Genomic DNA, 21,448 nt, shown 5'->3' on the forward strand with positions numbered 1-21,448 from the left:
AAAAGGTTATATGTCTGAAGAGAGAGTAATAAGAATAAACAAGGTTTTAAGGGAATTAAATATTTCGTTAGAAAGAGCTGTTGATTATCTAAAAGATAAGGGAATTGCTATTGACGCAAATCCGAATGCAAAAATTTCTGATAGCGAATTTAATATCCTACAAAGCCAATTTGCGGGCGATAAGGGGAATAAGGAAGCTTCTAAAGAGGTAGGAGAAGAGAAGAGAAAAGAGAAAGAAGCATTACGTGTAGAGCGTGAGAAAGAAATTGAAGACAAACGCAGACAAGACGAAGAGCGTCAAAAACAACAAGAGATCATTAAAGCGAGAGCTGTTGTGACAGGACCTGTTCAAGTGGGTAAAATTGATTTGAATCCAAAAAAACCTGAGAAACCTGCAATTGTTTCTGCTCCTTCAGAGGAACCAGTGAAAGCTGAAGAACCTAAAGTTGTTGTTGCTACTCCATCTCAAGAGGAAAAACCTGTTCAGAAAGAAAAAGAAATAGTACAGCCTGAGCCGGTAGTAGTGGCTCCTCCTGTAGTTTCTGAGAACAAAGCTGAAAAACCTATTATTACAGAGAAAAAAGAAGTGAAAGAAGTGAAAGTGGAAGCTCCGAAAGTAGCTCAGGAACCGATTATATCAACGGATCCTTCAACTGCAGAAGAGACAATCACTACTCAATATCAAAAGTTATCAGGAACGACACTTACAGGTCAGACAATTGATTTATCTCAATTTAACAAACCTAAGAAGAAGAAAGAAGATCCGAAAATAACACCTAATAAACCGGGAGCTCCGGGTGCAGGAAATAACGCTAACAAAAATAAGCGTAAAAGAATTGCACCTAAGCCAGGTACACCGGGAGCACCAAAACCTGCAACAGGTAATGCACCGGGAACACCAAATCCTAATAAAATTACACCAAATACCGGTGGAGGAGGTTTTAATGCTAACAGAAGTGCTAGACCTGGTTTCGTAAAAGGAAACCGTCCTGCAATTGTAGCTAAAGTAGAGCCTACTGAAGAGGAAGTAAAAAACCAAATTAGAGAGACTCTTGAAAAACTTCAAGGGAAAGGTGGAAAATCGAAAGCTGCTAAATACAGAAGAGATAAAAGAGAAACGCACCGTCAGAAATCTGATGATGAGCAAAGAGCTATCGACGAAGGAAGTAAAACGATTAAAGTTACAGAATTCGTTACAGTAGGTGAAATTGCAATCATGATGGATGTGCCGATTACCAAAGTAATTGGAACTTGTATGTCACTTGGAATCATGGTTACCATGAACCAACGTTTGGATGCTGAAACATTAACTATTGTGGCTGATGAATTCGGTTACGAAGTTGAGTTTATCACAGTTGATATCGAAGAAGCTATAGAAGTTGTTGAAGATAAAGAAGAAGATTTAGTTACAAGAGCGCCGATTGTTACAGTAATGGGTCACGTCGATCACGGTAAAACCTCTTTACTGGATTATATCCGTAAAGAAAATGTTATCGCTGGTGAGTCGGGAGGTATTACACAGCACATTGGAGCTTATGGAGTAACTCTTGATAATGGTCAGAAAATCGCATTCTTAGATACACCGGGTCACGAGGCGTTTACCGCGATGCGTGCACGTGGAGCTCAAGTTACCGATATCGCGATTATCGTAGTAGCGGCAGATGATGATATCATGCCACAAACAAAAGAAGCAATTTCTCACGCACAAGCTGCGGGAGTACCAATTATATTTGCAATCAATAAAATTGATAAACCAAATGCGAACGTTGAGAAGATCAAGGAACGTTTGGCTAGTATGAATTTACTTGTTGAAGACTGGGGTGGAAAAATTCAATCACATGATATTTCTGCAAAAGTAGGAACAGGAGTAAAAGAACTATTAGAAAAAGTTTTATTAGAAGCAGAAATTTTAGATTTAAAATCTAATCCTAACAAAGCAGCGCAGGGAACTGTAGTAGAAGCTTTCTTAGATAAAGGAAAAGGATATGTTTCTACCATTTTAGTTCAACACGGAACTTTAAAAGTAGGAGATTATATGTTGGCCGGTAAACACCACGGTAAGATTAAAGCAATGCATGATGAAAGAGGGCATATTGTTTTACAAGCAGGTCCTTCAACTCCGGTTTCTGTTTTAGGTTTAGATGGTGCAGCTACTGCCGGTGATAAATTCAACGTTTTTGAAGACGAAAAAGAAGCAAAACAAATTGCCTCTAAACGTTCTCAATTAATGCGTGAACAATCGGTACGTACACAACGTCATATTACTCTTGATGAGATTGGTCGTCGTATTGCTCTTGGTCAGTTTAAAGAATTAAACGTAATCCTTAAAGGAGACGTTGATGGATCTGTTGAAGCATTATCAGATTCGTTCTCTAAACTTTCTACAGAAGAAATTCAAATTAACATTATCCATAAAGGTGTTGGAGCAATTACAGAAACTGACGTTATGTTGGCTTCTGCTTCTGATGCGATCATTATTGGATTTAACGTTCGTCCTGCTGGAAATGCGAGACAACTTGCAGATAAAGAAGAAATCGATATCCGTTACTACTCTATTATCTACGCTGCTATCGATGACTTGAAAGATGCGATGGAAGGAATGTTAGCTCCTGAGATGAAAGAAGAGATTCTAGGAACTGCAGAAATCCGTGAGATTTTCAAAATTTCTAAAGTTGGTTCTATTGCAGGATGTATGGTGATGGACGGTAAGATCATGAGAACTTCTAAAATCAGAGTTATCAGAGAAGGTGTAGTAGTGCATACAGGTGAACTTGTAGCATTGAAACGTTTCAAAGATGATGTAAGAGAAGTTTCTAAAGGTTACGATTGTGGTATCCAGATTAAAGGATACAATGATATCGAAGAAAGAGATGTTATTGAAGCTTACCATGAGGTAGCAATCAAAAAGAAATTGAAATAAAATTCAATACTTATAGTTTAAGGTCCCAACTTTTGTTGGGACTTTTTTTTGGTGTTAACCGAAGTGAAATCCGATTTTTGAAGATGGTTTTTAGTTAAAATAATACTTGCCTTATGTCAGATTTTAGTGTTATTTTTAACTAAAATTATTTAACTATGAAACCATTACTATATTCAGTACTACTTTCTTTGTGTCTTTCCAGCTTATGCTTTTCGCAGGAAGCTGTGGAAAAAAAAGCTCCACCGGCAGGAAATGCTTTAGTTGGGGATTATTATGGAGCTAATGTTTCTAAAGTGTCTGAGGGCAAAGCTATCTCGGTTGAGAAACTCGAAAGCGGATTAAAGAATACGAAAAAGGTTGAAAATGTTGCTGTGAAAGGGTTGGTGACTGATGTCTGCGAAAAAAGAGGATGTTGGTTGACCATTAAAACAGAAGACGGCTCTCCCTTTTTTGTAAAAATGAAAGAGTATGCTTTTTTTGTACCAACCAGTCTGAAAGGAAAAAATGTTGTTTTAGAAGGTGTTGCTGAGAAGAAAATCACCTCGGTGGAAGAACTGAAACATTATGCAAAAGATGCTAAAAAAGCACAATCGGAAATAGATGCTATTACGGCTCCAAAAGAGGAAATTCGTTTTTTGGCAGATGGAATTAGGGTAGTGAACTAATTTCGTTTTTTGGTTTAAAAGCATCCTTTATATTTTAAAGTCTCAATGAAAATTGAGACTTTTTTTTTTGTTTAATGGTATATGATGATTGTGTTGATTTTGCCGATTTTGTGATACATATAATTTTTTGTCCCTCGTTTATATATTGATTATCAGAAAATGCTTATTGTGTAGTAATGTGAAAATTGATCGGATATTATTAGAGCAAATTGATTTAACGAATATAACTGCCAAATTAAATATTGCCAATGCAACTACGAATCTGGAAGGTGAGGTGCTGAGTGGTTTTAAAATTGATGAAGGGACTGTTTCCGGAGTCTATGATCTGGAGCAGGCTGGTGCAACGGATCCTGTACGGTTAAGGGAGGTTATTATACATGGTCGTAGCAGACCTGTTCTGTCTCCTGGAAATGATCCATACCCAAGGATGAATTATCAATATGTAAGATCGCAGAATAATTGTTCAACAATTGAGATTGCTTATTATGCTTGTATTGCGAAAAAAATTGCGAAAAAGATTGATGATGAAATTAACACAGATAAATTACCATCCTGTTTGGGAAAGATTCTTAATGATTTAAAAAGACTGCCAGTCCGGATAATAGATAACTAAATTTACGGATGATTTCTCTTTAGTTTACAATTCGACTATGGAGCAAGGATTGACAAGTCTTGATGTTTCTGGACATACATTAGCTGATTCCTATAACGAAACGAGAGGTATTAGAGCAGTGTTTGATGTTACCTTATTTCTAATGCTACGGAGTTGTCTTGGGTAAAAACAATGTTACAGGAGTTAATTCATGCCCATTTGGCAATATTTTGTAGACGAAATTTAACTTATCCAATAATGATAGAAATACGGGGTAAAAGTCATTCTTTGAACCAAGGAAACATGCTGAAATTACTAAAGCTGTAAGTTTAGTAGATGCTGCTGTATAAATTTTATGGTCTTGGTGAAGGATATGAATTAGAGAATCAGTTTTGCCAAGATATGGCTTGGGATGGTCTTGAAGAAAAGGCAGTCTTTTTTGGCATTGCCTGAAGTAGAAAGAAAAAGAATTTCCTATGCCGTTAACATCGGGTTATAGGGTACAGATATGAAAGGAAAGTCAAAAGCCAAAAGGCTAAAAAGGCTGGTTGTTGATTGTTTTTTATTATGAAGAAATGTAAAACTATTTTTAGGTTGCTTATTTTGGTCCTGGTTGGATGTTCTTCTTCAAAAAAGAAACTATGTCGACCAATAACAAAGGTGCTTATACGGTGGCTAAAGGTCTATTCGAAAGTAAAGCAGAAACCGTTGATACTTTGCTGAAAGAAGGAAAAAGTGTTACAATCCGTGGACATATTTTTGATCTAAGAACAGGTAAATCACTAAGCAATGCGCAGATGACAGATGGTTGTTTTGAATTTTACATAACAGATGTAAGGGGAATACTCTTACAATGCCCGAAATCCGCCAAAGAATTCTTTTAATATGGAAGGAGTTGTTTTTTCTTATTTGCCAGTAGGGACAGATTACATTGATATGTATAATTAAAAAGGAAGTTATGATAGATTTTTATTTAATTATGGATTTAAGGCCTCTGTTTGATTGTGTTCCAAAAGGAGTTATGTATGATCGAATGCAAGACGAGCTTAATAATTTGAAATAAAAGAGACTATTCTGCAGTCTATAAGATTCGTTTTTGATTATAAAGAAAAAACCACTTAAAAAGTGGTTTTTGTTTTTTCTGTTTAGCTGTTACTATCTTCCCGGTTTGATTAAAAAGACACTTTTGTATCGTTTTTTGATCTCTGCCAAATTGCGTTCGGCTTCAATTTTTGTTTTGAAATTCCCAACGATTACCTTGTAGTTTGGCGTGTTGAAAATTATCGTTCCGTCAATAGTGTTGTATTCCTTCTTGAAATCTGTAAGTGTTTTTTTAGCCTCATCACTTTTACCACTAAAAATTTGAATTCTATAGGTGTCGTTTGTACTTATTGATGTGTTAATTTTGCGTTTGTCATTCAGTAATTGCTCAAATTTCGGGTCCTGATTTAAGGTTAAATTTTGGTCTTGAGCATTAATGTTATAAGCTAAAGTGATCATTGTTAGTGTTAGGTAGACTCTTTTGGAGGGAGTTAAAATTCTCATAATGTGATAGTTTTTATGCAAAAATAGTATTTAATGTTTGTGTGGAAAATTTTAATTTTATTTAGAATTGATATAAATTGGTATTTAAGGGTATTTTAAGGTTTTGAGAATAGTTCATAAGTCGTATTTTTGTGCAAGTTTTAAAAGAAGGTGTTCGGTTTTTGCTGTTTTTGTTACAGAAAAAATCATACCAAAAAATTAGTAGATAATTTTATACTATATGAAAAAGGTGGGTAACCATAATTCGATCTCAAGAAAATTAATGCTTAGCTTATCGCTAACGCTGATTTTCTCCCTAACTTCATTTGCTCAAGATGCTGCTGCTCCTGCAGCGCCTGAAGCTGCTGCTCCGGTTGCAACTGCAGGTGGTGATCCAGTAAAAGGGAAAGAACTTTTTAATGCAAATTGCGCTGCATGTCACAAATTAGATGCCAAATCAACAGGTCCCGCTTTGAGGGGAGTTGCCGATAAGCATGATAAAGCTTGGATTTACAAGTGGGTGCACAACAGTTCTGACATGATTAAGTCAGGTGATGCTGTAGCAGTAAAACTTTTTGAAGAAAACAACAAGTCTGTAATGACTTCTTTTCCTCAATTATCAGAAGGTGATATTGATAATATTTTAGCGTATACTTCTGAAGTGAAAGCAGAACCGGTTAAAGTTGCTGGTGAATTGCCATCAGGTCCTCAAGATGGTGGAAGCGGAATTTCAAATAATATTATTTTAGGTGCTCTTGCTCTTGTGATGGCTATCTTGGTTGTGATGTTGTTCATGGTGAACAAAGTATTAACTAAAGTGGCAAGTAATAATGGTATTGTAGTAGCTCCAAAAGAGGCAAGAACTCCAATCTGGAAAGCATTTGCTAGAAACCAATTCTTGGTTTTGGTAACTTCTATATTTTTGCTATTGGCAAGTGGTTATTTTGTATACGGTTACCTGATGCAGGTAGGTGTTGATCAGAATTATGAGCCAATTCAACCAATACATTATTCTCATAAAATTCACGCAGGTGATAATGAGATCAATTGTAAATATTGTCACTCTGCTGCTCGTGTGAGTAAAACAGCTGGTATTCCTTCTTTGAATGTTTGTATGAACTGTCATAAAAACATTTCTGAAGTTGCTGAAACTACTGCTACTCCTGAGTACAGCAAGGCTTTCTACGATGCTCAAATTCAAAAATTATATGATGCAGTTGGATGGGATAAAGCGAAACAAGCTTATACCGGAAAAACACAACCAGTAAAATGGGTTCGTATTCATAATTTACCTGATTTTGTGTATTTCAATCACTCACAGCACGTTTCTGTTGCAGGTGTTGAGTGTCAAACTTGTCATGGACCAGTACAAGAATTTGAAATCATGAAGCAATACTCTAAATTAACAATGGGATGGTGCGTTGATTGCCATAGAAAAACTGATGTTAAGATGGAAGGAAATGCTTACTATGATAAAATTCATGCTGAACTTTCTAAAAAATACGGTGTAGAGAAATTGACTGCAGCGCAAATGGGAGGTTTAGAATGCGGTAAATGCCACTATTAATCGAATTATTAAGATTTTAATATTTATATACAATGTCATCAAACAAAAAATACTGGAAAAGTGTTGAGGAACTAGAAAATAGTTCTATTGTTGAGGCGCTTAGAAATAACGAATTTGTTGAAGAAATTCCAACAGATGAATTCTTAGGTAATGCTGATGCATTAGCTTCATCTGGAACTTCACGTCGTGACTTTTTAAAGTACGTAGGGTTTAGTACTGCAGCCGTAACGCTAGCAGCTTGCGAAGGCCCTGTTCACAAGTCTATACCTTATGTGTTACAACCAGAACAAATCATTCCTGGTGTTGCAGATTATTATGCAACTACTGTTTTTGATGGTTTTGATTTTGCTAACCTTTTAGTAAAAACTCGTGAAGGTCGTCCAATTAAAATTGAAAACAATACTATTTCCGGAGCTAAGTTTTCAGCCAATGCAAGAATTCACGCGTCTATCTTGTCATTATATGACAGTATGCGTTTGAAAGAACCTAAATTGGATGGAAAAAATAGTAGCTGGTCTGCTGTTGATTTAAGAATCAAATCAGGGATTGCTGCTGCGAAAGCTAAAGGAGGTCAAGTGGTATTGTTGACAAATACTTTGGCGAGTCCGTCTACTGAAAAATTAATTGCTGATTTTATTGCTAAAAATCCAAATGCTAAGCATGTGGTTTATGATGCAGTTTCTTCATCAGATGCTTTAGATGCATTCGAAACAGTTTACGGTGAAAGAGCTTTAGTTGATTATGATTTCTCAAAAGCTTCTTTAATTGTTGCTGTTGGAGCTGATTTCTTAGGAGATTGGCAAGGTGGTGGATACGATTCAGGATATGCAAAAGGACGTATTCCTCAAAACGGAAAAATGTCTCGTCACTTCCAGTTCGAATCTAACATGACATTGTCCGGAGCTGCTGCTGATAAGCGTATTTCGATGACAGTTGAAAATCAGAAACAAGCTTTAGTTCAAATATATAATGTTATTGCAGGTGCTTCTATTGGAGTTACTTTGGATCCTACAGTGAAAGCTGAAGTAGTGAAAGCTGCTCAGCAATTAAAAGCTGCCGGATCAAAAGGAGTCTTGGTATCTGGAATTGAAGATAAAAATGCTCAGTTATTAGTTTTAGCTATCAACCAAGTGTTGGCTAGTGAGGCTTTTAGTACTGCTGGAACAAGACAAATTAGAAAAGGTTCTAATGCAGTTGTTGCTCAGTTGATCAAAGATATGAATGCAGGTAGTGTTCATACTTTAATTATGAGTGGTGTTAACCCGGTTTACACATTAGCTGATTCTGCTGCTTTTGTTTCGGGATTGAAAAAAGTAGATACGTCAGTTGCTTTTTCTTTAAAAGAAGACGAAACAGCTTCTATTGTTAAGATTGCTGCTCCTGTTGCTCACTACTTAGAAGCATGGGGTGATGTTATGATAACAAAAGGAACGTATAGTTTGACTCAGCCAACTATCCGTCCTATATTTAATACAAAACAATTTCAAGACGTTTTATTATCGTTAAACGGAATTTCCGGAACTTTCTATGATTACATCAAAGCTAATTCAGCTGGTGTTGTTGTAGGTTCTTCTTGGAACAAAGTTTTACATGATGGTGTTTTTGTAATGGGATCATCTGCTTTAGCTGCTGGTTCATTCGATTATAATGCAGCTGCAACCGCAGTTTCTAAATCAAAAGCAGCCGGTGACTTCGAATTAGTATTGTACACTAAAACGGGTATGGGTGACGGACAACAAGCAAACAATCCTTGGTTGCAAGAGTTTCCGGATCCAATCACAAGAGTTTCTTGGGATAACTATGTTACCGTTTCGAATGCAGATGCTAAGAAATTAGGTTTAACAAATGAAATCGTTGCCAATGGTGGTTTGAATGGTAGTTATGCTACAATTACAACAGCTGATGGTGTTAAGTTGGAAAATGTTCCTGTAATTGTTCAACCAGGACAAGCAGTTGGTACAGTTGGTATGGCTGTAGGTTACGGACGTAAAGCAGCTTTAAAAGAAGAAATGCAAGTAGGTTTAAACGCTTACGCTTTATATAAAAACTTTAATAGTGTTCAGACTATCTCTATTGCTAAGGCAAATGGAGAGCATGAGTTTGCTTGTGTTCAAGGTCAGAAAACATTAATGGGTAGAGGAGATATTATTAAGGAAACTACTCTTAAGGTATTTAATACTGAAGATGCAGAACATTGGAATCCACAACCAATGGTATCTTTAGATCACGAAGAAGTTGAAGCTACAACAGTTGATTTATGGGAGTCATTTGATCGTTCTACAGGACATCACTTTAATCTTTCTATCGACTTAAATGCTTGTACAGGATGTGGAGCATGTGTTATTGCTTGTCATGCTGAAAACAACGTACCGGTTGTAGGTAAAGCAGAGGTAAGAAGAAGTCGTGATATGCACTGGTTGCGTATTGACAGATACTATTCTTCTGAAAGTACTTTTGAAGGAGATAACGAAAGAAAAGAAAATATAGCTGGTTTATCTAGTTCATTGTCTACATTTAACGAAATGGAAAAACCAGGGGATAACCCGCAAGTGGCTTTCCAACCGGTAATGTGTCAACACTGTAACCACGCACCATGTGAAACTGTTTGTCCTGTTGCTGCGACTTCTCACGGTCGTCAAGGTCAAAACCATATGGCTTACAACAGATGTGTTGGTACTCGTTACTGCGCAAACAACTGTCCTTATAAAGTACGTCGTTTCAACTGGTTCTTGTACAACAAAAACAGTGAATTCGATTACCACATGAATGATGACTTAGGTCGTATGGTATTAAACCCAGACGTAAACGTTCGTTCTCGTGGAGTAATGGAAAAATGTTCTTTCTGTATTCAAAGTACACAAGCGGTTATTCTTCAAGCTAAACGTGAAGGAAGAGTAGTAGCGAAAGATGAATTCAATAATACTTGTGCATGTTCAGCTGCTTGTTCTTCTGGAGCAATGGTTTTTGGAGATGTTAATGATAAAGAAAGTGAAGTTGCTAAACTTGCTGAAAGTGAAAGAATGTATCACTTATTAGAGCATGTTGGTACAAAACCAAACGTTTTCTATCATGTTAAAGTTAGAAACGTTTAGTAAAAAATAATTATTAATTAGAAACAATATAAAGGATTATGTCGTCTCATTACGAAGCACCCATTAGAAAACCTTTAGTTATAGGTGATAAATCTTATCACGATGTAACAGTAGATGTAGCTGCACCTGTTGAAGGTAAAGCAAATAAACATTGGTGGATTGTATTTACAATCGCATTAACGGCCTTCCTTTGGGGATTAGGTTGTATTATTTACACTGTATCTACCGGTATCGGAACATGGGGATTAAATAAAACAGTTGGTTGGGCCTGGGATATCACTAACTTCGTTTGGTGGGTTGGTATTGGTCACGCAGGAACATTGATTTCTGCCGTATTATTACTTTTCCGTCAGCGTTGGAGAATGGCGATTAACCGTTCTGCAGAAGCTATGACTATCTTCTCAGTAGTTCAGGCAGGTTTATTTCCAATTATTCACATGGGTCGTCCATGGTTAGCATACTGGGTTTTACCTATTCCAAATCAATTTGGATCATTATGGGTAAACTTTAACTCACCGCTACTTTGGGACGTATTTGCAATCTCAACGTACCTTTCGGTATCATTAGTATTCTGGTGGACTGGATTGTTACCTGACTTTGCAATGCTACGTGATAGAGCAATAACACCTTTCCATAAAAGAGTATATTCTATCCTAAGTTTTGGATGGAGTGGTAGAGCAAAAGACTGGCAACGTTTTGAAGAAGTATCTTTGGTACTTGCAGGATTAGCTACGCCACTTGTACTTTCTGTACACACTATTGTATCTATGGACTTTGCTACTTCTGTAATTCCAGGATGGCATACTACAATTTTCCCTCCATACTTCGTTGCTGGAGCGGTATTCTCAGGATTTGCAATGGTAAACACCTTGTTGATCATTATGAGAAAAGTTTCAAACTTGGAAGCTTATATTACACTTCAACATATCGAATTAATGAATATTGTAATCATGATTACAGGTTCTATCGTTGGTGTTGCTTACATCACTGAGTTATTTGTAGCTTGGTATTCAGGTGTAGAATATGAGCAATATGCGTTCTTAAACAGAGCTACCGGACCTTACTGGTGGGCATATTGGTCAATGATGACTTGTAACGTTTTCTCTCCGCAATTTATGTGGTTCAAAAAACTAAGAACAAGTATCATGTTTTCATTTATTATTTCGATTGTTGTAAACATCGGAATGTGGTTTGAAAGATTCGTAATTATTGTTACTTCTTTACATAGAGATTACCTTCCATCTTCTTGGACAATGTTCTCACCAACATTTGTTGATATTGGAATTTTCATCGGAACAATTGGTTTCTTCTTCGTATTGTTTTTATTATACTCTAGAACATTCCCTGTAATTGCTCAGGCAGAGGTGAAAACAATTTTGAAAGGAACAGGAGATAATTATATTAGAGAAAGAGCAGCAAATAAAGATTCACATCATGAGTAATAAAGTAATATACGCCATTTATAATGACGATGATATTTTGATGGATGCAGTAAAGAAAACCAGAGCTGCACATCATCATATTGAAGAAGTTTTTACTCCATTCCCAGTTCACGGATTGGATAAAGCTATGGGATTAGCACCAACTAGATTAGCAATTTGTGCTTTCTTATACGGTTGTGTTGGTATCTCTGTTGCAACAACAATGATGAGTTATATTATGATTCATGACTGGCCACAAGATATTGGTGGAAAACCAAGTTTCAGTTTCATTCAAAATATGCCGGCTTTTGTGCCTATTATGTTTGAGATGACTGTATTTTTTGCTGCCCACTTAATGGTTATTACTTTTTATATGAGAAGTAGATTATGGCCATTTAAAGAAGCTGAAAATCCTGATGTAAGAACAACAGATGACCATTTTTTAATGGAAGTTGCTGTAAACGATAACGAAGCAGAACTAGTTTCTTTTTTCGAAGGTACAGGAGCAGTTGAAGTTAAAGTAATTGAAAAGAATTAATTGTAGCTATGAAAAGGATATATAAAATAACACTTTTAGTTGGTATAACTATTTTAGTTTCATCATGCCACAATAATTCGGCACCAAACTATCAGTATTTCCCTAATATGTATGAGTCTGTAGCTTACGAGCCATATACAGAGGCAAAAATATTTAAAGGTGGAAAAGAAGGACAGCTTCCTGTAGAAGGAACTATCAATAGAGGTTTTGAACCTTACGAGTATGAGAATTCAACGGCTGGTTATGAATTAGCGAAAGCAAATTTAAAATCACCTTTGACTGAAGCAGAAAGAAGTTCTGAAAAAGGAAAAGAGCTTTTCGAAATTTACTGTATCAGTTGTCACGGTGCAACTGGAAACGGTAAAGGTAAATTGGTTGAAAGAGAAAAATTTCTTGGAGTACCTAGCTATAAAGACAGAGTTATCACAGAAGGAAGTATCTTTCACGTAGAGACTTATGGTTTAAATGCAATGGGTTCACATGCAAATCAATTAAGTGCCCACGAACGTTGGTTAGTTGCTGACTATGTTCTGAAACTAAAAAGCCAATTATAATTGTTGAACAAACTGATCGTAATAGATATGTATACATTTTCAAGTAAATTAAAAACTTTTTCTATCATCCTAATGGCCGTTGGTTTATTAGGGATTGGGTATGGTTTTTTAAGTGCGCCTAAAGATATTCAAGAAGTTGAAAAAATACTAGCTGCAGATGCACATGGTTCTCATGGTGCTGCACATGCAGAAGCTCCGGCAGCTTCTCATGAGGCTGCAGGTCACGAAGCTACAGCAGCTTCACATGATTCACACGAAGGTGCAGCACACGCAGAAACTCCGGCAGCTTCTCCTGATGTTGCAGGTCATGAAGCTACAGAAGCAGCACATGATGCGCACGCAGATACTGCACACGCAGAAGCTCCAGTAGCTTCTCCTGAAGTTGCAAAAGCTTCACATGATTCACACGAAGGTGGGGAGCATGCTAAAGTTGATGGTGCCGGTGAGCATGAAAAACATTTAAAACACGTATTGCACCAATTGCAAAACAAACCTTGGTCAGCATTATATGTTGCGGCTATTTTCTTCTTGTTGCTTTCTATGGGAGTTTTAGCATTTTATGCTATCCAACAAGTAGCACAAGCAGGATGGTCTCCGGTTTTGTTCAGAGTTATGCAAGGAATAACAGCTTACTTACCTGTAGGTTCTGTAATTTTCTTTATAATCTTGGTTTTATGCGGACTTCACTTTAATCATATTTTCGTATGGTTAGGAGAAGGCGTAACAGATCCAAAGCACGAGAATTATGATGCTATTATAGCAGGTAAAGCAGGTTACTTAAACTTTCCTTTCTGGATTGTTAGAGCAGGTATCTTTTTATTAGGATGGAACTTATACCGTTACTATTCTAGAAAAAACTGTTTAGCTCAAGACGAAGCTAATGATGATTTGTACTATAAAAAGAATTTCAACTATTCTGCGGGATTTTTAGTTTTCTTTATCGTATCTGAGTCTATCATGTCTTGGGATTGGATTATGTCATTTGACCCACACTGGTTCAGTACTTTGTTTGGTTGGTATGTATTCGCTTCTTTCTTTGTAAGTGGTATTACTACAATCGCTTTAGTTACTATATACTTAAAATCTAAAGGATACTTAGAATTCGTAAATACAAGTCACATTCACGATTTAGCTAAATTTATGTTTGGTATCAGTGTATTCTGGACCTACTTATGGTTCTCTCAATTCATGTTGATCTGGTACGCTAATATTCCTGAAGAGGTAACGTATTTCGTAACAAGAATCCAATTATACAACCTTCCTTTCTTTGGAGCTGTTGTTATGAACTTTGTTTTCCCATTGTTAATATTAATTAATACTGATTTCAAACGTCTAAGCTGGGTTATCGTAATGGCTGGTGTTGTAATCTTATTAGGTCACTACCTTGATTTCTTTAATATGATTATGCCTGGTACTGTTGGAGATAAATGGTTTATTGGAGTTTCTGAAATTGCATCTATTCTTTTCTTCTTAGGTTTGTTTATTTTTGCTGTATTTACTGCATTAACTAAATCTCCTTTGTTAGCAAAAAGAAATCCTTTCATAGAAGAAAGTAAACATTTTCATTATTAATATTTAAAGAGATAAACAGATGACAAGTTTGTTGGTAATTATAGTTTTAGTTTTATTAGCAGTTGCATTATGGCAATTGACCAGAATATTTGATCTTACTCAAGTAGGAGCTTCTTCTGACGATTCTCAGGTTGCATCTGATAATGATAATAATATTCAAGGATATATTATGTTTGGCTTTTTAGCTTTCATCTATATATTTACGATATACGGTTTACTAAAATGGGGTAATTTAGCACTTCATACACCTGCTTCTGAGCACGGTATTTTAGTAGATAGTTTAATGAACATTACTTGGGTTTTAATTTTTATAGTTCAAGCTATTACACAAGGTTTATTATACTGGTTTTCTTTTAAAAACAGAGGACATAAAGATAGAAAAGCATTGTTTTTTGCTGACAGTAACAAATTAGAGGCAATGTGGAGTATTATTCCATCTGTAGTTTTAGCTTGTTTAATCCTTTACGGATTGTATGCTTGGAACAACATTATGTTTGTTGATAAAGATGAAGATGTTATTGAAATTGAATTATATGCTCAACAGTTTAAATGGACAGCAAGATATGCCGGAAACGATAATACTTTAGGAAAAGCAAACGTTCGTTTGATTGAAGGTATTAATACTTTAGGTGTTGATATGTCAGATAAAAATTCTGAAGATGATATTATTGTAAGTGAATTGCATATTCCAAAAGGTAAAAAAGTACATTTCAAAATGCGTTCACAAGACGTATTGCACTCCGCTTACATGCCTCACTTTAGAGCGCAGATGAACTGTGTACCGGGAATGGTTACTGAATTTGCATTCGTTCCTACTTATACTACTGCTGAATACAGAGAGTTGCCATTTATGGTTGAAAAAGTAGCACACATCAACAAACTTAGAGCTGAAAAAAGCCTTGAGTTAGTTGCTAAAGGTGGTACCGCTCTAGATCCTTATACATTTGATTATTTATTATTGTGTAATAAAATTTGTGGAGCTTCACACTACAACATGCAAATGAAAGTGGTAGTTGATACTCCTGAAGATTATAAAAAATGGTTAAGCGAAAAAACAACTTTATCTCAGGATATTAAAGCGGCTGCCGCTGCTGAAAAACCTGCGGAAGGTGCTAAAGCAAACACTACAGATAGTACAGCGAAAGATACAGTAAAAGCAGTTATTGATACTGTAAAAGCTGTTATTGCTAAAGTGGCTACGAAATAATATTTATTAAGAAAATTTAAAGTATACATATATGTCAGCAGAAGCACACGATCACGGACACGAACACGATCACGAGCACGAACACGAACATCACCATAAGGACACTTTCATTACCAAATATATATTTAGTATTGATCACAAAATGATTGCCAAACAATACTTGATTACAGGTATTATTATGGGGATTATCGGTATTGCAATGTCATTGCTTTTCAGAATGCAATTGGCTTGGCCGGAAGAGTCTTTTAAAATATTTAATGTTTTATTAGGAGATAAATTTGCACCGGACGGTGTAATGGCAAATGATATTTATCTGGCTTTAGTTACAATTCACGGTACCATCATGGTATTCTTTGTACTGACGGCCGGTTTGAGTGGAACGTTTAGTAACTTACTTATTCCACTTCAAATTGGAGCAAGAGATATGGCTTCCGGATTTATGAACATGATTTCATACTGGTTGTTTTTCTTATCTGCTGTAATTATGTTGTCTTCTCTATTTGTTGAGGCTGGACCAGCTTCTGCAGGTTGGACAATTTACCCACCTTTAAGTGCTTTACCACAAGCGATCCCGGGATCAGGTACAGGTATGACTTTATGGTTAGTTTCAATGGCGATTTTCATTGCATCTTCTTTAATGGGATCTTTGAACTACATTGTAACGGTTATCAACTTAAGAACTAAAGGAATGTCTATGACAAGACTTCCTCTTACAATCTGGACATTTTTCGTAACAGCTATTATTGGTGTTATTTCATTCCCGGTATTGTTATCTGCAGCATTATTATTGATTTTTGATAGAAGTTTCGGAACTTCATTCTTCTTATCTGATATCTATATCGCAGGAGAGGTTTTACATTACCAAGGAGGTTCTCCGGTTTTGTTTGAGCACTTATTCTGGTTCTTAGGACACCCTGAGGTATATATTGTAATTTTACCTGCAATGGGACTTGTTTCTGAAATTATGGCTACGAACTCTCGTAAACCAATCTTCGGATACAGAGCGATGATTATGTCAGTTCTTGCAATTGCCTTTTTATCTACAATTGTTTGGGGTCACCACATGTTTATTTCAGGTATGAATCCTTTCTTAGGATCTGTATTTACTTTTACTACTTTATTGATTGCAATTCCTTCTGCTGTAAAAGCGTTTAACTGGATTACAACTTTATGGAAAGGTAACTTACAATTCAACCCTGCAATGTTATTCTCTATCGGAATGGTTTCTACTTTCATCACTGGAGGTTTAACTGGAATTATTTTAGGAGATAGTACTTTAGATATTAACGTTCACGATACATACTTTGTAATTGCTCACTTTCACTTAGTAATGGGTATCTCTGCACTTTACGGGATGTTTGCTGGTATTTACCACTGGTTCCCTAAAATGTACGGAAGAATGTTAAACAAAAACTTAGGTTATATTCACTTTTGGATTACAGCAGTTTGTGCTTACGGAGTATTCTTCCCAATGCACTTTATTGGATTAGCTGGTTTACCAAGACGTTATTATACCAATACAAACTTCCCATTATTTGACGATTTGCAAAATGTGAATGTATTGATTACAACATTTGCTCTTGTTGGAGGAGTATTCCAATTAGTATTCTTATACAACTTCTTTAGCAGTATTTTCTACGGTAAGAAAGCAGTTCAAAATCCATGGAAATCTACAACATTAGAGTGGACTACTCCTGTAGAACACATCCACGGTAACTGGCCAGGAGAAATTCCTCATGTATACCGTTGGCCATATGACTACAGTAACCCGAATCACGATGTAGATTTTGTTCCTCAAAATGTACCAATGAAAGAAGGTGAAGAAGTTTTACACCACTAAAAATATTTTGAAGAGACTGTCTGAAAAGACAGTCTCTTTTGTTTTATGCAAGTTTTATTAGCGAGCATGATATAAGATTTATTGTTTTTTAATCGCAATGAGCGCAAAGGAAAAACGCAAGGTCCGCAAAGTTTAGTTATAGCTTTGCGGACTTTGCGTTTTTTATTAGGATAAAAAGCCGGATCAGTTGCAAAAGTTAGGAATTGGGCAAAAAAAACGTAAAAAATAAAAGCACTCTGTCTTATATTGATCATATAGCTTTTCAATATAAAAAATCCGTTTTTGTCAGCGTTTTTGCTATTGCAAATCCGCATAATCCGCGTCCAGTTTTACATAATAGTTGTCTACAGCTGTTGCAATTTAATTTAAGACACGGATGGAACAGATTCGTTATCACGAAGACACAGATTAAAACGGATTTAAAATTCTTCCAAATAAAATTTAAAATGGCATTTAGCGAAGTTTTTATTTCCCCACGGCTTTCGGATTTGATCTTTTTTCGGCAAGTAGTTTTAAGTAAATCTAAAATGAACTTAAATCACTTACATGGTTTAAGTATACTTTTTATTTAATCCCCAACTTTGTGCACTTGATCCAAAATTCCTTTTAGTAGTTTAACATTTTTTCAAATCCAAAGTAAAGACAAGGAATACAAAGCCAACTCTAAAATGGACTTACATAACTTATATGGTTAAAAAATTCAAAGAGAAAGCATGTTTTCAGACTTGATTTGCAAGTATTGTTTTTTAGTGTGTCATTTTTTTTGAAAAAACTACTTTTTCGATGTAACAAATACTATAGCACTGCATCAAAAGGAAAACCTTTAAAAAACTAAACATTATGAAAACTACATCAATCTTACTTATCGTATGCATGCTTCTTATTTCTAAAACTGTTTTTTCTCAAACTGCCTTTAAGGTAGAAGTAAAAGGAAAAGGAGCCCCTGTTTTATTATTCCCTGGTTTTGGTTGTACAGGAGAAGTTTGGAAGGAGACGGTAGCTGAACTTTCTAAAACCAACGAATGTCACATTTTTACTTTTGCGGGATTTGGGACTGTTCCTCCAATAGAAACCCCTTGGCTCTCTACGATAAAAAACGAAGTTGTATCTTATGTAAAAGCCAAAAAACTAAAAAAAGCCACCTTAATAGGTCATAGTTTGGGAGGGACTTTAAGTTTGTGGTTAGCAGCAGAAGAAATGAATCTGTTTAAAGAAGTAATTATTGTGGATGCTTTACCTGCAAGTGCGGCATTGATGATTCCGAATTACAAAGGAGATGTGATTCCTTATGACAATCCACAGAGCAAAATGATGTTGGCTATGGATCAAAATGCGTTTAAAGCAATGAATGCGCAGTCGACTCCATACATGTGTCTAAACAAAGAAAAGCAAAAAACAATCAACGAATGGATGAATGTTGCCGATAGAAAAACTTTTGTATACGGTTACATTGATATGCTTAATTTAGATTTGAGAAAAGAAATTGCCAAAATAAAAATTCCGGTTGTAATTTTAGCTGCCACAAATCCGGATCTTAGTACAGTTCAAAAAACGTATACAGCGCAGTATGAAAATCTGCCGTCTGTTAAAATTTATTATGCAGAAAAGGCCGCTCATTTTGTGATGTACGATCAGCCGGACTGGTATATGGAAAAAATTAAATCAGAAATAAAATAAGGTGGTCAAAAAAGAGCAATTTAACGATATATACAACAAGCATTACGCTAAAGTATTTCGACTGTGCAAAGGTTATTTTTGCGGAGAGGTCGCATTGGCTTCTGATGCCACTCAGGAAATTTTCATTAAAGTTTGGGAGAATTTAGACGCATTTCGAAATGAATCCAGTATTAGTACATGGATTTATAGGATAGCGGTAAACACCTGTCTTCTTTACTTGCGAAAATCAGCTACGAAGAAAGAAATTCGAGCCGATATTTTACCTCAGGTTGTTTCAGAAAGCTATTCGAATGAAAAAGAAGAGCAACTTCAACAAATGTATCAATGCATACAAAAGCTTGAAGAAACAAACAAAATGATTATCCTGATGACCTTAGACGGAATCGATTATCCGGAGATAGCAGCAGTAATCGGGATCACCGAAGAAACACTTCGAGTTAGAATTCATCGAATTAAAAAAAGTTTAACTCAATGCGTACAACAATGAAAACATTTGAAGACTTACAAAATATTTGGGACCAGCAAACAGCACCCGAAGTAGTACCAACAGCCTCCGAGATTATTAAAAAAGGGGAGGCACACACAAAAAAAATTAAACACAATCATCTTTGGACGAGAATTATTCTAAGTCTGACTTCAATCGTATTAATCGCTTATTATGTTTGGGTTGGGGCATATAAGCAGACCTTATTCAGTTTAGGATTGGGGATTATGATTTCTATGCTTCTAATTCGTATAATCCTGGAGTGGATTAGTGCGAGAAAATTAGAAAACTTAAAAGCAGATGTGACCTTATTAGAGTACAGTAAACAAGCACATCAGTTTTATGATTGGAGAAAAAAAATTCATTATATCTTCACACCTATAGTTTATCTGAGTTATATGGCGGGTTTTGCTTTTCTTTTGCCCATTTTTAAAGAGAGTTTTTCCAAGGGATTTTATCTTTATATCGTGTTCAGTGGATTCGGGTTTTTATTTTTCTTTGGATTAGTAATGATCAGAATAATTAGAAGAGAAATGAAACTTTTACATTTCTTGAAAAATATGTCTTAGAAAAATACAGACACGACTTTTCAAAAGGCATAATTGAAGATCCGAAGATTAATAGATTTAAAAATTCAGAAGTCAATTTTTTAAGGACTGAGAAAATAACAACATCCAAATCCCACTGTGATCACAATCATTGTCGGGATTTGGATTTTTATTTGGAATTTAACTGTTTTACAAACTGATTACTTTGTTTATCTTTGTAAGATGAATGAAAACCTAGATCCTACCACAAAAGGATACAACCCGGAAGAGCTAGATCTTGAAAAAAGATTGCGTCCCCTGTCATTTGATGATTTTGCCGGACAAGACCAAGTTTTAGAAAACTTAAAGGTTTTTGTTGCGGCAGCCAATCAACGTGGCGAGGCTTTAGATCACGCCCTGTTTCATGGTCCTCCCGGACTTGGTAAAACAACATTGGCTAATATTTTGGCTAATGAACTTCAGGTTGGAATAAAAATTACCTCGGGTCCCGTTTTAGATAAACCCGGAGACTTGGCTGGTTTGCTGACTAATCTTGATGAAAGAGATGTTTTGTTCATTGATGAAATCCATCGTCTGAGCCCAATTGTCGAAGAATATTTGTATTCGGCAATGGAGGATTTTAAAATTGATATTATGATTGAATCTGGTCCAAATGCCAGAACCGTTCAGATCAATTTGAATCCTTTTACTTTAATTGGAGCCACAACGCGATCCGGATTACTGACAGCACCGATGCGTGCGCGTTTCGGAATCTCCTCTCGTTTACAATATTATACTACCGAACTTTTAACGACTATTGTCGAGCGAAGTGCTTCTATATTAAAAATGCCGATTTCACTTGAAGCTGCTATCGAAATTGCCGGACGCAGCAGAGGTACACCTCGTATTGCAAATGCGTTACTGCGCCGAGTTCGTGATTTTGCACAAATAAAAGGAAATGGAACTATTGACATAGAGATTGCGCGTTATGCCTTGAAAGCATTACATGTCGATGCGCATGGTCTTGATGAAATGGATAATAAAATTTTACTGACTATCATTAATAAATTTAAAGGAGGTCCGGTTGGTTTGTCTACTTTGGCAACAGCAGTATCCGAAAGTAGCGAAACGATCGAAGAGGTATACGAACCTTTCCTGATTCAGGAAGGTTTTATTATGCGTACGCCACGTGGACGCGAAGTCACAGATAAAGCGTATAAACATCTAGGTAAAATCAATACAAATATTCAGGGCGGATTATTTTAATT

Annotated in this window: 17 protein-coding genes; 16 read left to right on the forward strand and 1 reads right to left on the reverse strand. The window is 35.9% G+C overall.

Going from position 1 to position 21,448, the window contains the following annotated elements:
• Positions 1–10: 10 nt before the first annotated feature.
• The 4 genes from infB to AB674_RS01140 all read left to right on the forward strand — a co-directional run bounded on the left by infB (position 11) and on the right by AB674_RS01140 (position 5,061).
• Positions 11–2,920, forward strand: a complete 2,910-nt coding sequence (infB, locus tag AB674_RS01125) for a translation initiation factor IF-2 (RefSeq protein ID WP_047773079.1) — start codon at positions 11–13, stop codon at positions 2,918–2,920.
• Positions 2,921–3,075: 155 nt separating this feature from the next.
• On the forward strand, positions 3,076–3,585 hold the full coding sequence (locus tag AB674_RS01130) for a DUF4920 domain-containing protein (RefSeq protein WP_047773080.1): 510 nt from the start codon (positions 3,076–3,078) through the stop codon (positions 3,583–3,585).
• A 166-nt stretch (positions 3,586–3,751) separates the two neighbouring features.
• Complete coding sequence (locus tag AB674_RS01135; RefSeq protein ID WP_047773081.1) at positions 3,752–4,198, forward strand: hypothetical protein; 447 nt, start codon at positions 3,752–3,754, stop codon at positions 4,196–4,198.
• A 620-nt stretch (positions 4,199–4,818) separates the two neighbouring features.
• Entirely contained in the window at positions 4,819–5,061 is a 243-nt protein-coding gene (locus AB674_RS01140; protein ID WP_131701504.1) for a hypothetical protein, read from the forward strand.
• A gap of 271 nt (positions 5,062–5,332) precedes the next feature.
• On the opposite strand, the gene AB674_RS01145 is transcribed toward AB674_RS01140, so the two are convergent.
• Positions 5,333–5,722 carry an SPOR domain-containing protein gene (locus AB674_RS01145; protein ID WP_047773085.1) on the reverse strand — a complete coding sequence of 130 codons (390 nt, stop codon included), beginning with the start codon at positions 5,720–5,722 and terminating at the stop codon, positions 5,333–5,335.
• 220 nt (positions 5,723–5,942) lie between these two features.
• Between AB674_RS01145 and AB674_RS01150 the strand changes: the two genes are divergently transcribed.
• The 12 genes from AB674_RS01150 to ruvB all read left to right on the forward strand — a co-directional run bounded on the left by AB674_RS01150 (position 5,943) and on the right by ruvB (position 21,446).
• The gene (locus tag AB674_RS01150) at positions 5,943–7,268 is read left to right on the forward strand and encodes a c-type cytochrome (RefSeq protein WP_047773086.1); all 1,326 of its coding nucleotides are present in this window, start codon (positions 5,943–5,945) and stop codon (positions 7,266–7,268) included.
• A 32-nt stretch (positions 7,269–7,300) separates the two neighbouring features.
• The gene (locus tag AB674_RS01155) at positions 7,301–10,360 is read left to right on the forward strand and encodes a TAT-variant-translocated molybdopterin oxidoreductase (protein ID WP_047773088.1); all 3,060 of its coding nucleotides are present in this window, start codon (positions 7,301–7,303) and stop codon (positions 10,358–10,360) included.
• A 38-nt stretch (positions 10,361–10,398) separates the two neighbouring features.
• Positions 10,399–11,802, forward strand: coding sequence for an NrfD/PsrC family molybdoenzyme membrane anchor subunit (gene nrfD / locus AB674_RS01160; RefSeq protein WP_047773090.1), 1,404 nt, complete (start codon positions 10,399–10,401; stop codon positions 11,800–11,802).
• A complete protein-coding gene (locus AB674_RS01165; RefSeq protein ID WP_041516373.1) occupies positions 11,795–12,319 on the forward strand; it encodes a DUF3341 domain-containing protein in 525 nt (174 codons plus the stop codon). The genes nrfD and AB674_RS01165 overlap by 8 nt, the downstream gene beginning before the upstream one ends.
• Positions 12,320–12,327: 8 nt before the next feature.
• On the forward strand, positions 12,328–12,873 hold the full coding sequence (locus tag AB674_RS01170) for a c-type cytochrome (RefSeq protein WP_047773093.1): 546 nt from the start codon (positions 12,328–12,330) through the stop codon (positions 12,871–12,873).
• Between the two features lie 27 nt (positions 12,874–12,900).
• The gene (locus AB674_RS01175; RefSeq protein WP_047773283.1) at positions 12,901–14,445 is read left to right on the forward strand and encodes a hypothetical protein; all 1,545 of its coding nucleotides are present in this window, start codon (positions 12,901–12,903) and stop codon (positions 14,443–14,445) included.
• A gap of 19 nt (positions 14,446–14,464) precedes the next feature.
• Positions 14,465–15,652 (forward strand): cytochrome c oxidase subunit II, encoded by a 1,188-nt coding sequence (locus AB674_RS01180; RefSeq protein WP_047773095.1) that lies wholly within the window; start codon positions 14,465–14,467, stop codon positions 15,650–15,652.
• A gap of 31 nt (positions 15,653–15,683) precedes the next feature.
• Entirely contained in the window at positions 15,684–17,492 is a 1,809-nt protein-coding gene (locus AB674_RS01185; protein WP_047773096.1) for a cbb3-type cytochrome c oxidase subunit I, read from the forward strand.
• An 840-nt stretch (positions 17,493–18,332) separates the two neighbouring features.
• On the forward strand, positions 18,333–19,169 hold the full coding sequence (locus AB674_RS01195; protein WP_047773099.1) for an alpha/beta fold hydrolase: 837 nt from the start codon (positions 18,333–18,335) through the stop codon (positions 19,167–19,169).
• Position 19,170: 1 nt separating this feature from the next.
• On the forward strand, positions 19,171–19,656 hold the full coding sequence (locus tag AB674_RS01200; protein WP_047773101.1) for an RNA polymerase sigma factor: 486 nt from the start codon (positions 19,171–19,173) through the stop codon (positions 19,654–19,656).
• A complete protein-coding gene (locus tag AB674_RS01205; protein ID WP_165579339.1) occupies positions 19,641–20,222 on the forward strand; it encodes a hypothetical protein in 582 nt (193 codons plus the stop codon). The genes AB674_RS01200 and AB674_RS01205 overlap by 16 nt, the downstream gene beginning before the upstream one ends.
• A 201-nt stretch (positions 20,223–20,423) precedes the next feature.
• On the forward strand, positions 20,424–21,446 hold the full coding sequence (ruvB, locus tag AB674_RS01210) for a Holliday junction branch migration DNA helicase RuvB (protein ID WP_047773104.1): 1,023 nt from the start codon (positions 20,424–20,426) through the stop codon (positions 21,444–21,446).
• Positions 21,447–21,448: the final 2 nt, after the last annotated feature.

Origin of the sequence: Flavobacterium sp. ABG (assembly GCF_001027725.1) — a bacterium.
In the GTDB taxonomy this organism is placed as follows: Bacteria; Bacteroidota; Bacteroidia; order Flavobacteriales; family Flavobacteriaceae; genus Flavobacterium; species Flavobacterium cupriresistens.